Here is a 13636-nt window from a genome sequence, read left to right on the forward strand (position 1 = left end):
ATTAACATTTTGTATTTAATTTGTCATAGATTTTTCTTAAAGTACTGTGTCCCATATTGGGACTTTTATAATACATACACGGGAAAAATAATGATAAATACAAAATTAACGCCGCTCGCGCTTGTGATTGCAAGCCTGAGCGCACCTGCTTCTGCCAACCTAATCATCTCTGAATACGTTGAAGGAAGCTCTAACAATAAAGCGGTAGAGCTTTACAACACTTCTGGTGCTGAGCTATCGCTTGACGGTTACACCATCTCTTTATACTCAAATGGTAAAACCGAGGCAAACAGCACGTTAGACCTTAGCGGCACTTTAGCCGCCAATGCGACCTATGTTATTGTTAATGCAGGCTCAGTTAATGAACTAAAAGCAAAAGGCAATACTGAATCAACAATCACTTATTTCAACGGTGATGACGCATTAGTGCTAACTAAAGACGGTGCAATTGTTGATAGCTTTGGTCAACTGGGCGTAGATCCAGGTTCAGCATGGGATGAAGGCGGCGTTTCAACACAAAATAAAACACTGCGCCGTAAAGCTACAATCACTTCAGGCCGTACTGATGCAACCTCAGCGTTTAACCCAAGCGATGAGTGGGAGCAATTCGACCAAGACGATTTCAGCAATATAGGTCAATATGGTGAGAGCACAGAGCCAACGCCTGAACCAGAGCCAGTTACTCCTCTTGAGTGTGGTGCAGAAAAAACCTTAATCAGCGCAATTCAAGGTGAAGGCGGCGACAGCCCGCTTATAGACACTGAAGTAGAAGTTGAAGGTGTTGTTACAGCTGACTTCCAAGGTGATGATCAACTAAAAGGCTTCTTCATTAGCTCACTTGCTGCTGATATTGATGAAAATGCACTTACTTCTGAAGGTGTATTCGTTTATTTCGCAGATACCGACGTTGCTGTTGGTGACCATGTGCGCGTTAAAGGTAGCGTGGCTGAATACTACAGCGCAACACAACTAGGCGATGTTAGCCAAGTTGAGATCTGTGCGACAGGTTTATCTACTGACGCAACCGCTATTTCTTTACCAGTTACTGACGTGGCAGACCTTGAAGCTTACGAAGGTATGTTAGTAACTATAGATCAACCTTTAGTCGTTAATAACAACTACGGTCTTGGTCGCTATGGTGAAGTTGACTTAGGTACTGAGCGTTTATACCAAGGTACTCAAGTTGCGCTACCAGGTGATGCAGCAAATGCTGTTGAAGCTGAAAACCTGAAAAAACAAATCTTAATCGACGATGGTTCAACAAAGCAAAACCTTGATCCTATTGCCTACCCAGGTACGGGTCTTGATGCCTATAACACGTTACGTTTAGGCGATACTGTTAATACAATTACCGGTGTAATGGGTTACAGCTTCGACCGTTACCGTATTCACCCTACAGTACAACCTGAATTCACTGCGACTAACCCTCGTACAGATGCACCAGAGCTTAACGAAGGTGCAGACCTACGTGTAGCAAGCTTCAACGTATTAAACTATTTCAATGGTGATGGCCAAGGCGCTGGCTTCCCTACTAGCCGTGGTGCAGATAGCGAAGAAGAGCTGATTCGCCAAGAAGCTAAATTAGTTAGCGCAATTACAGCTATTAACGCTGATGTTATTGGCTTAATGGAAATCGAAAATGACGGTTTCGGTGAAAATAGCGCTATTGCTAGCCTAGTATCTGCACTTAATGATGAAGATGCAGAAAATACCTACGCATTTGTTGATTTCGGTGTTGACCAAATTGGTACTGATGCAATCACAACAGCACTGATTTATCGCTCAAATAAAGTATCTGAAGTTGGTAAGGCTGCTCATACAACAGTAGAACCTTTCAATTACAGTAATCGCCCGCCAATTGCACAAAGCTTCCAATCTCTTGAAAGCGAAGAAATCTTCACTGTTGCCGTTGCCCACCTAAAATCTAAAGGCGGCTGTGGTAGCGCTGAAGGTAATAATGCTGACTTAGGCGATGGTCAAGCATGTTGGAATGAAATCCGTGTTGCAGGTGCAAATGCATATGCTGATTGGTTAGCAACTTACCCAACTGAGGTTGAAGATGAAGATATCATCCTAGTCGGTGATATGAACGCTTATGCGATGGAAGATCCTATCCGTGCATTTGCAGACAAAGGTCTAAAGAGTGCGGTTGCTGAACTAGACGGCGACACATTTGGTTACTCTTATAGCTTCTCTGGCCGCATTGGCAGCCTTGACCACGCACTAGTCTCTGAATCTATGCTTGCTAAAGTTGTTGCTGCTACGGATTGGCATATCAATGCCGATGAGCCAATTAGCCTAGACTACAACCTTGAGTATAAGTCATCGACACAACAAGCTAGCCTATACGCTGACAATGCATACCGCGCATCTGATCACGACCCAGTGATTGTTGATATTCAATCTGCAGAGCCTATTCCTGCAGAGCAGGCACCAGTAATCGAAGCGAGTCAATCATTCGAAATCGTAGAAAATAGTGAAATTGGCGCTGTGATTGGCCAACTAGTTTTCTCTGATGGTGATGCTGATTACACCCCAGTAGTAAGCTTTAGTATTGAAGGTGAGCATGCTGATGCGATTGCAATCAGTGCTGCAGGTGAAATCACAGTGGCTAAAGAGCTAGACTTCGAAGAAGAAGACAAGCTTACGCTGATGATCCGTGCAGAAGATAGCGCAGGTAACCTATCAGAAGCACAACTGCTATACATCAACATCACAAACGATGAGGCTGATGATGAAGCAGAAGATGTAGCTGAAGAAGTTGAAGAAGAAACAGAAGAAGAGTCAAAAGACGATGATTCTGGTTCATTTGCTTGGTTAAGCTTACTTGCTTTACCGTTTGCACTTCGTCGTCGTATGAAAAAATAAACGACACTGCATATGAATAAGGCCGCATTTCGCGGCCTTTTTTATTTCAGTTCACTTTATTTAGCAATATTGAGACTTGCCAGTATTAGGCTTTACATTGCAGATTAGGCTTTATGGCACAACCTGCTTTTGACTTATAGAGCTTAGCGATGTCACTCTGTTGCTGCTCATCAATCTGCCAGTTCATAAACTGGTGTGTTTTACCATTCGCTAAGGTAATTTTAAATACTGTGATGAATGCCATTGGGTTAAATTCAACAGTGACAATATCTTCAGCGTTGATGTAACGCTTACCTAATCCTCGCGAATAACAAATCCCCGCCTTGTAACAGTGTAAGAAGCGCAATTCTAAAAAATTTAATAGAGTAATAAATAGCAGAACGGGCAACAATAGCATCAAAATTGATGCTCCTAGCAAACTAACGCTTAATGCAACAAGAATAGCTAGTGCTATCTTGCTTCCCTGTAGAGTCCAATTAGGACTTAACTTAATCGTTTTCATGAGTATATTTCTATAGTTGTAATATTTAATAAGCAGACGTTTAATACAAAATGATTAAAAAATCATTCGGGCGCCATTTTACATAGACTAAAAAAGGTACACAAGGTACAAAAAAGCACTTTTTTACTAGAACAAAGTAATTAGCTTACAACATACTAATAACCTTATATATTTCTGGAAAATTAAATTTGTATTAAAATCGTACAATTTAAGAGCGGCAGCACTTAAATCGTATTCACTATTTAGAAAATACTTTAAAAGTGCGATGCCTGTACCGGTACATTAATAACTCAAAGCTGAATGGTTAATTAACATACAAAGGAAAGAAATGATTATTTTGTAATCGAAAAAATTACGACAATACATTTATGATTTTTAGGCAATAAAAAACCCGCAACAAGTGCGGGTTTTTTTAATAGAAGTTAAGAGGCTAATTACTTAGCAGCTTTTTTCTCTTTTTCTGCAGCGATTACTGTTTCAGCAACGTTTGCAGGACATGGTGCGTAGTGTGAGAACTCCATAGAGAACTGACCACGACCAGAAGTGATAGTACGTAAGTGGCCGATGTAACCGAACATTTCAGAAAGTGGTACATCACCCTTGATGCGAACGCCCATTGCGCCAGCTTCTTGGTCTTTGATCATACCACGACGACGGTTAAGGTCACCGATTACGTCACCTACGTTGTCTTCCGGAGTGAATACGTCAACTTTCATGATTGGCTCAAGAAGTTGTGCACCCGCTTTAGGGATAGACTGACGGAAAGCGCCTTTAGCAGCGATTTCGAACGCGATTGCTGATGAGTCAACTGCGTGGAAAGCACCGTCGAAAAGTTCAACTTCAACGTCTAATACTGGGAAGCCAGCTAGAACACCTTCTTGCATCATTGATGCGAAGCCTTTCTCAACTGCAGGCCAGAATTCTTTAGGTACGTTACCACCAACAACTGATGAAGAGAACGTGAAGCCTGAGTTTTGCTCGCCTGGCTTGATGCGGTAATCGATCTTACCGAATTGACCAGAACCACCAGATTGTTTCTTATGCGTGTAGCTATCTTCGATTTCTTTCGTGATAGTTTCACGGTAAGCAACCTGAGGTTGACCAACAACTAGGTCTACGCCGTAAGTACGCTTAAGGATATCTACTTTGATATCTAAGTGAAGCTCACCCATACCTTTAAGGATGGTTTCGCCTGAATCTTCGTCAGTTTCAACTTGGAATGAAGGATCTTCTGCAACCATCTTACCGATCGCGATACCCATCTTCTCGTTACCGCCTTTGTCTTTAGGAGCAACAGCGATTGAGATTACTGGATCAGGGAAGATCATCGCTTCAAGTGTACATTCGTGCTTAGGATCACAAAGAGTGTGACCAGTTTGAACGTTCTTCATACCAACAACAGCGATGATGTCACCCGCTTGTGCTTCAGTAAGTTCGTTACGCTCATCAGCTTGCATCTCAACCATACGGCCGATACGCTCTGTTTTACCAGTTGCTGAGTTAAGTACTGTGTCACCTTTCTTCATACGACCAGCGTAGATACGGATGAACGTAAGTGCACCGAAACGGTCGTCCATGATTTTGAACGCTAACGCTTTAAGTGGCTCATCTGCAGAAACAGTTGCTACTTCACCAGTAGGCTCACCTGTGTCTTTATCAGTTAGAGGTTGAGGATCAACTTCTGTAGGCGAAGGTAGGTAATCTACAACCGCGTCTAGTACTAACTGCATACCTTTGTTTTTGAATGCAGAACCACAGTAAGTTGGGAAGAATGCAAGATCACGAGTACCTTTACGGATACAACGCTTGATGTCTTCTAAAGACGGCTCTTCACCATCCATGTAAGCCATCATTAAGTCTTCGTCTTGCTCAACAGCAGACTCAACAAGCATCTCATGGTATTCATCAACTTTGTCTACCATGTCAGCTGGAACGTCTTGTACTTCGTAGTTTTCAGGAAGACCAGTGTCATCCCAAACGTATGCTTTTTTCTCAAGTACGTCTACAACACCAGTGAATTGGTCTTCGATACCGATTGGTAAAGTCATAACTAGTGGGTTAGCACCAAGTACTTTCTCAACTTGACCAACAACACGGTAGAAATCAGCACCCATACGGTCTAGTTTGTTTACGAAGATTACACGTGCAACTTCTGATTCGTTCGCATAACGCCAGTTAGTTTCTGACTGCGGCTCAACACCACCAGAACCACAGAATACACCGACACCACCGTCTAATACTTTAAGTGAACGGTATACTTCTACTGTGAAGTCAACGTGTCCCGGAGTATCGATAACGTTTAAGCGGTGGCCTTTCCACTCACAAGTTACAGCAGCTGATTGGATTGTAATACCGCGCTCAGCTTCTTGGTCCATGAAGTCAGTAGTAGACTCACCGTCGTGTACCTCACCAGTCTTATGAATTTTACCCGTAAGCTTAAGGATACGCTCAGTGGTGGTAGTTTTACCCGCGTCAACGTGGGCGAAAATACCAATATTTCTGTACTTCGATAAATCTGCCATTATTTTACTCTTAATAAAGTCGAAAAATTATTCGGCGGGAGTATAGCATTACTTAAAGCGAACATCACCATCGAAGTCGCTTAAAATGCAATCAATTTTATAAAATTTTTCTATGGTCAAGATAAGCGGCACTTTTTAAGGTGCCGATCAGTGAATTTATGCTACTAAAATCGCTAATTTAGCGATGATTAGGTTATTAAATGATGTGATTAGCTACTTGTCATTTTATAACAGCGCTCGGGTCGGCCAATGCTTCCGTAGCTCTGATCAGCACCGACTTGTTCTGCTTCAAGCAGATATTCAAGGTAACGACGGGCCGTTGAGCGACTTACACCCACTAAATCCCCCATTTGCTGAGCAGTAAAAGTCGTGCCAATATTCGCCTTAAAGGCTTTTAAGATCTTTTGCAAAGTGAGCTGATCCACCCCTTTTGGCAACCTAACGGGTGTTTTTAACTGCTCTTGCGATCCAAATAAAGTATCGACCATAGATTGGGTTACTTCATCAGCATCCGATAAACATTGCTGCCTTGCTTCGAATCGAGCAAGTGCTTGATCTAAGCGATTTAGCATTAATGGTTTAACTAAGAAGTCACAAGCGCCAAGCTGCATGGCTTTTTCCAGTGTTTCTACTTCTTTTGCTGCGGTTAACAGCATTACTTCGCTTTTCATTTCTTCGCGGCGTAGTTCATTGAGTAAATCAAGTCCATTGCCATCAGGTAAATGAATATCGAGTAAAATTAAATCGGCATTAATGGCCGATAACAGCGCTTTCGCGGTGACAAGATTGCCTGCAATACCCACAACCTGATACTGCCCCTGACGCAGGGTTTGCCGCGCCCCTTGTTGACCAGCAACGCCATGTGGAAGTAATAAGTATTGCGCCAACAATTGGGCTACTTCTACTTCATCTTCAACAATGACAACTGAATAAGTCATGTTCTTTACCTTTTATTTAGAGGCTGATCAGTTTTTATTATTTTGGAATGTAGACACTTAAACGTGCCCCCATCAGATCAGACTCACCTATTTCTAAACTACCACGACACGAATCTAAGTTGGTTTTAACTAAATATAAGCCAATACCATGCTCTGCCCCTGACTTAGAACTGTATTGTGGTGTGAATATCACATCCTTGTCATCGCCTAAACCAAAGCCGCTGTCTTCAACATCAAACAATAATGTTTTACTGGTTTCGTCAACCGTAACACGAACCTTAGGAGTACGTGTATCGCTAGCTCGAATAGCAGCTTCAATTGCGTTATCAATCAAATTGCCAAGTATCGAGACAACCCGTTCGAGCATATCTTTACGGGTGATCGATCCCAATAAGCTGTCTGGGTTGAGCTCAAGAATCACGTTTAATTCACGGGCTTTATGGTATTTACCAACCAATAAACCTGCTAGTACCGGATCTTGGATCCTTTCGAGTAAATGATGGATCTGCGCTTGCGAGCCTTTACTTTCTTGACCAATGAGATCAATCGCCTGATCCGTTTGCCCCATCTGAATTAACGCACCAATTAAGTTTAGCTTGTTCGAGTAATCATGCGTTTGCACTCGTAATAACTCAGCAAAGGCTTGCACTTTGGTTAATTGTTGCGATAAATATTCAAGCTCATCCGCAGGGCGCATACTTAGCAAAATACCATCAGCCTGACCCTGCACTTGCAATGCATATCGCGACAACACAATGCGTTTATCGGCTGCAAATAATTCAAAACCTACAATCGGACGCTGTTGGTTATGCATTAAAAACTCGCTATGTTCAGGAAGTAAGTCTGCAAGCTTAAGCGGCTGATGAATACAGCTAATCGGTTTACCGAGGATTTCGCAGGCACGTTGATTTAAGTTACGCACATTACCTTCAGGATCAAGGGCGATAATGCCGCTACGAACAGTATTCAAAATAGCATCCTGCTCAGAGAACAACCGTGCTATTTCGTCAGGCTGTAACCCAAAAATAGCATTACGAACCCGTTGACCGATATACACCGCGGCCAAAATGCTTAAACCTACTAACAATAAGCCCCAAAGCATAATTTCAGCACTGCGAGCACGAATAAGCGGTTCAATTGATTGCACTAAAAAGCCAACCGAAACCAAGCCGATGACTTCGCCTCGCTCTGAAAGCACCGGGACTTTGCCACGAATAGACTCGCCCAAACTCCCTTTTGCAATCGACACATAACGCTCACCACGTAGCGCCGCTTTACTATCCCCCCCCACCATCGGCTTACCGAGCTTGTCGGGGTCTGGGTGAACAATGCGACGGGTATTGTTATCGCCAATCACAATAAAGCTAGCTGCAGTGAGTTCACGAATATGCTCTATTTGCGTATTTAACTCATAAAGCCCTTGCTTGGTTTGCAATGCGTTTTGCACATCATCTCGTGAGGCAATACTGGTTGCGAGCGCAAGCGCTTTATCACCCATGTGGTTATGTAAGCTTTCTGCAGTGATCTGATACACCAAAGCGCCAAACAATACAGCCTGTAAAACACATAGACCGGTAACCCAAATAATGAGTCGCGTTTCTAAGCGCTTAGGTTTTTTAACCACATGCTGAAATGGGTTTAGCGTATTGGTGTATCTCATATCAGTGCCTTGTTCTAAGCATGTTGCTCTGCTTGCGTAGCTGCTTTTTCTTTACGACGTTGGACAATATAGTCTTTCAGTGGGAACAACAACACTAAGATCGAAATCACAAAAATACTCAGTGTTAATGGGCGGTCCCATAAAAAGCTCAGCGAGCCATCTGAAATCATCATGGCACGACGGAAGTTTCGCTCAATCATATCACCGAGGATAAAGCCAAGTAATAAAGGCGCCATCGGGAAAGCTAACAATCGAAGCACCAAGGCCACCAGCGCAAAGCCCACCATCATAAATAAATCAAAGGTGTTAAATGACACTAAATACACACCAATTAAGCTGAAGAATAAAATCATCACTGTCAGCACAGATTTAGGCATTGCCAACACTTTAGCGAAATATGGGATCAACGGCAGATTCAAAATCAGCAATACAATATTGCCAAAGTACATACTAACAATGACAGCCCAAAACACGCTTGGGTTTTCTTGCATTAACATAGGGCCCGGCTGAATACCGTAGGCAATTAATGCACCTAGCATGATCGCTGTCGTACCAGAGCCTGGAATACCTAAAGTCAGTAATGGTACAAATGAGCCCGTACAGGCAGCATTATTAGCAGACTCAGGTGCGGCTAAGCCACGCATTGAGCCTTTACCAAATTTATCTTTCAGCGCCTTTGGAGCAAGGTTACGTTCAGTGGCATAGGCCATAAAGCTGGCAATGGTTGCCCCTGCGCCAGGTAAAACACCGACAATAAAACCAAGTAAAGATGAGCGACCAACCACAGGAGCCATGTCTTTTACTTCTTCTTTAGTCAGTTTTGTTGAACCAATTTTTGGCGTATCAGGATCATCAATTTTTTTATCTGGTTCAGCTTCAGGGCGCGCCACATTAATTAGTGCCTCAGCCAACGCAAACGTTGCCATTGCTACTAATAAAAAGCTAATACCATCTAATAAATCAGCTTGGCCAAAAGTAAAGCGCTCGGTACCTGAAGAGGGATCAATACCTACCGTTGCCAGCATTAAGCCAAATACCGTCATCATCATGGCTTTTAAAAATTGCCCTTTATTAGAGAACGCAGCGATAGCCGTTAAGCCTAAAAACATCAGTACAACATAATCAGGCGATTGGAAACTTAATGACACTTTCGCTAATAATGGCGCAGCCACCATCAATAAAATGGCGCCGATCGTCCCGCCTATAAAGGATGAATAAGCCGCAATCGCAAGGGCTTTACCTGCCTTACCCTGCTTTGCTAGCGGGTAGCCATCAAACGATGACGCTACCGTACCCGCTACACCCGGCGCATTAATCAAAATAGAAGAAGTAGAGCCACCGAATATAGCCCCGTAGTAAACACCGGCCATTAAAATCATGCCCGAATCAGCACCGATGCTGTAAGTGATCGGGATCATCAACGCAATCGCGGTAATTGGACCAAGGCCAGGTAGCATACCGATGAACGTGCCAACAAAGCAGCCTACAATCACATATAACAAGTTGTTCCAGTCGAGTACGGTCGACAAACCTAACATAATTCCATCAAGCATAACTTAACTCCACAGGTTGCCAGGTACTAAGTAAATGCCCAGTACTTGTGTCATTAAAAACCAAAAAACCACAGCCACAGGCACAGAAGCAAACAGCAGCACTGTCTTACGGCGTTCGCCCATGATAAAAAAGCCCGTAATTAAAAATGCACTGGTGGCAATTAAAAAGCCGAACGGTTCAAGCATGGCGCTATAAGCAACCATTAAAACCAACAGTGCAAAGGTACGTAGTAAGTTGCCCTTACTGAGTAGCTCTGCTTTTTCTGCAGGCGCTTGCTTTAATAAGTTGGCACCAATCGATAGTACACACACCACGATACCAAATACTGCATACACTTTTGGTAAGGTTGCAGAAGTAACGCTTTCGTACTCTTCAAATGGCATAAGTGGAATTTGCCAAGCCACAAGGGCGTATAGGGTAAAGAGGACCAAGAATAAACTCGGTCCAATTAGTTCACGGTTTAACATCGTCTAACCTTAGCCTCGGATAAAACCAAGTTCTTTCATTACAACGCGTAATTGCGCTTCTTGCTGCTCAAGCGATTTAATAAACGCTTCTTTTTCTTGAAATAGATTTAGCCAACCATTACGGGCACGAACCGCTTCCCATTCAGGGGTTTGTTGCAACTTACGTAGCTTTTCTGTGTACTCGGCTAGTTTGTTTGCTGGTAAATCTGGGGTTGCAAAAAAGCCGCGCCAGTTTACGAACTCCATGTCGTAACCTAGCGACTTTAAGGTTGGAATTGCTGGATAATCTGGCAATTTATCTGCAGAAGTCACCGCTAAAATACGTGCCTGACCACCATTAGCGACTTCGAGTGCTTCACTTAAGCCTGTTGAAAGTAAGTTGACCTCACCCGACAGTAAACCAGCTTTCGCTTTACCACCGGCATCATAAGGAATGTAACGTAATCGACGACCATCAAGACCCGCCGCTTTAACCGCTTGTGCAGCCACTAAGTGATCCATGCTGCCGCGCGCAGAGCCACCTGCTACTTTTACAGAGCCTGGGTCTTTTTTCATTGCATCAATAACGTCTTGCCATGTTTTAAATGGCGAGTCATTACGCACCACAAATGCACCATAATCAGCAATCATGCTAGCAACTGGTGTTAAATCGCGATAGCTGTAAGGAATTTTGCCTGATAATGCGCGCAGTACGATAGGCGTTGAGTTAACCATCAAAATATCGCCTTTTTTAGTGCCCGACTCAATCAAGTAAGCAATTGCACGGCCACCGCCGCCGCCCGACATATTCTGAAACGATGCATTATCTTCAATGCCCGCTTTTACCATTGCTTCACCGACACCACGTGCTGTGGTATCCCAACCGCCGCCTGGGCCACCCGGTACCAAAAAGTGTAAGTTTGCTAATGCCAGTGGGCTGGCTACTAATAATGAAGCTGCTAAAACAGAGCTTTTTAATGATTTAAACATAGTCATAATGCACGACTCCTAAAATAAGTACTGCATACGAGCACTGATGCCCATACCTGAATCTTCATCACCTACCAGCGTAGAAGCACCGGCACCATCAACATCGCTGTAAATCAGGTTGCCCATAAATTTGATATCGCTGCTTAGGTAATATGATGTGCCTAATGTATAAGTGGTTACGTCGGTACCTTGCTGTTTGCTGCTAGCGTTCATTTGTGACACACGTGCAACAAGCTCCCATGCATCTTTAATTCCTTTCGGTTGTACAAATAATGCTGAGCCTGCTTTGTAATGGCGCTGCTCACCGCCTAAGAAGTAACTTGCCGAAACATGGAAGCCATCAAAACGTTCACCATCAAGTTCGTTGCTACTATCTACCGTATCGAGGTAGCGGCTGGCATATTCAGCCTCTAGAGTGAATGCATTAGCTTGGTAGGCAAACTCAAGACCGCTTTGCGACATGCTATTTAGCGCTGCGGTTTCACCACCGACTGCGTAATCCACTAAGCGAACATTGGTTTCACGCACTTCACCACGGGCAAAACGAGCGCTTAAATCATTGTCGCCCATATCACGATAAGAGTGCCAAGCACCTAAATGAATCACATCACCCGGCGCTGCACTTGACCACGTTAAGCGACCTGTTACAGCCAATGTCAGTTTGTCATCTTCGTCATGGCCTGAGGCACCAAACGCATCGTTTTTGTAAACACCCACGGCGTAACGTAAGCCTGAATCTTTAAAGTATTGATAAGCCGAGATACCCCAGCGGAAGAAAGGCGAGAAGGTGTTAGCAAGGGTGCTACGCTCAATGGTATTAATGTGTTTAGAACTGGTTAGCGCATTGAGCGACATATCTTCACGAATTTTACCAGCTTTTACTTTTAAGCCGTTGTCGAATGCATAACGTACCCGCGCTAACACGATTTCAGCCGTGCCTTCAGAAAATTCGAGTAGTAATTTGTGATCCCAGTTACCATGTTCACTTTCAACATAAGTACGGATACGACGTGGGAAGAAGTCGCTGCCTCCAGCGCCATCATTGTCGGCATTGTAAGCACCGTCAAAATAGTTGTAGTCAAGTTGCACGCGGCCACCAAATTCTAGATTGAAGCCGCTAGATGTTTTTAATGAATCCACTTCTTTTTGAAGTGCATCGAGTTGTTGCTGTAGTTGTTCAGTGTCGCTTTGTGCGAATGCTGATGTACTTGCTAACGCCGCTGCAACGGCTAAAGCGAGCTGTGTGTTACTTGCTTTCATGAATTACTCCACACCAGATTATAATTATTTGTTGTCGTTGATCGGCCTACTGCAAATGGCGATCTGGTTTGGAGCATAGTGTTAACGATAGATTAACGAAATGTTTAGGGGGTAAGTTGCATTGATGGTGATAAATGGCTTTTTGTTCATAAAACTCATGAACAAAAAGCACATTACTGGGGGTTAGTATAAAATCTAGGCAAATTAGCTGCTTAAAAGTCGCAAAACTAGCTAAAAGTCATCTCAGGAACGTCACCAGAGACAATAAGTTTGCCCTGTGTCTTAGCAATAATCTCATCAACCGAGACACCTGGAGCACGCTCTAATAAATGAAATGCACCGTCTTTAATTTCTAAAAGTGCCAAATCGGTGATCACTTTATTGATACAACCAACACCCGTTAACGGCAAACTACATTCGGTCAACAGTTTTGATTCACCATGCTTGTTGGCATGGGTCATGGTACAAATAATGTTTTTAGCACCGGCAACTAAGTCCATCGCACCGCCCATTCCTTTAACCAGTTTTTTCGGGATCATCCAACTGGCAATGTTGCCGTTTTGGTCTACTTCAAACGCGCCCAGCACGGTTAAATCAACATGGCCGCCGCGGATCATGGCAAAGCTTTCTGCGGAGCTAAATATAGCCGCCCCCGTTGCAGCGGTGACCGTTTCTTTACCTGCGTTGATCATATCGGCATCAACTTGGTCTGCACTTGGGTATGGCCCCATACCGAGTAAACCATTTTCAGATTGCAGCATCACTTCGATGCCATCAGGGACGTAATTAGCAACCAAGGTTGGAATACCTATACCTAAGTTAACGTAGTAACCATCCTGTAGTTCCATCGCCACGCGTTTAGCGATTTGTTCTCGTGATAATGCCATCAGCGTGCT

The 13636-nt window shown here is 43.6% G+C and carries 10 protein-coding genes; 1 reads left to right on the forward strand and 9 read right to left on the reverse strand.

Features of this window, described 5'->3' with window-relative positions; genetic code table 11:
- The first annotated feature begins 90 nt into the window (after positions 1–90).
- The gene (locus tag MTF66_RS21850) at positions 91–2868 is read left to right on the forward strand and encodes an ExeM/NucH family extracellular endonuclease (RefSeq protein WP_248528704.1); all 2778 of its coding nucleotides are present in this window, start codon (positions 91–93) and stop codon (positions 2866–2868) included.
- 85 nt (positions 2869–2953) lie between these two features.
- Here the strand turns inward: MTF66_RS21850 and MTF66_RS21855 are convergent, their stop codons facing one another.
- The 9 genes from MTF66_RS21855 to MTF66_RS21895 form a co-directional block, all read right to left on the reverse strand.
- Positions 2954–3370, reverse strand: coding sequence for a hypothetical protein (locus tag MTF66_RS21855; RefSeq protein WP_152996539.1), 417 nt, complete (start codon positions 3368–3370; stop codon positions 2954–2956).
- A 434-nt stretch (positions 3371–3804) separates the two neighbouring features.
- Positions 3805–5892, reverse strand: coding sequence for an elongation factor G (fusA, locus tag MTF66_RS21860; protein WP_248528707.1), 2088 nt, complete (start codon positions 5890–5892; stop codon positions 3805–3807).
- 209 nt (positions 5893–6101) lie between these two features.
- Positions 6102–6830, reverse strand: coding sequence for a response regulator (locus MTF66_RS21865; protein WP_248528710.1), 729 nt, complete (start codon positions 6828–6830; stop codon positions 6102–6104).
- 37 nt (positions 6831–6867) lie between these two features.
- Positions 6868–8490: a sensor histidine kinase gene (locus tag MTF66_RS21870; protein ID WP_248528712.1), complete on the reverse strand. Its 1623-nt coding sequence runs from the start codon at positions 8488–8490 to the stop codon at positions 6868–6870.
- A gap of 14 nt (positions 8491–8504) precedes the next feature.
- Positions 8505–10043, reverse strand: coding sequence for a tripartite tricarboxylate transporter permease (locus MTF66_RS21875; protein WP_054552331.1), 1539 nt, complete (start codon positions 10041–10043; stop codon positions 8505–8507).
- 3 nt (positions 10044–10046) lie between these two features.
- Positions 10047–10511, reverse strand: coding sequence for a tripartite tricarboxylate transporter TctB family protein (locus MTF66_RS21880; protein ID WP_248528714.1), 465 nt, complete (start codon positions 10509–10511; stop codon positions 10047–10049).
- Between the two features lie 9 nt (positions 10512–10520).
- Entirely contained in the window at positions 10521–11486 is a 966-nt protein-coding gene (locus tag MTF66_RS21885) for a Bug family tripartite tricarboxylate transporter substrate binding protein (RefSeq protein WP_374237575.1), read from the reverse strand.
- A gap of 12 nt (positions 11487–11498) precedes the next feature.
- Positions 11499–12740, reverse strand: a complete 1242-nt coding sequence (locus MTF66_RS21890) for an OprO/OprP family phosphate-selective porin (RefSeq protein ID WP_235377697.1) — start codon at positions 12738–12740, stop codon at positions 11499–11501.
- A gap of 227 nt (positions 12741–12967) precedes the next feature.
- A complete protein-coding gene (locus MTF66_RS21895) occupies positions 12968–13627 on the reverse strand; it encodes a 3-oxoacid CoA-transferase subunit B (RefSeq protein ID WP_054562936.1) in 660 nt (219 codons plus the stop codon).
- Between the last annotated feature and the right edge of the window lie 9 nt (positions 13628–13636).

The organism is Pseudoalteromonas sp. 2CM39R (assembly GCF_023161845.1).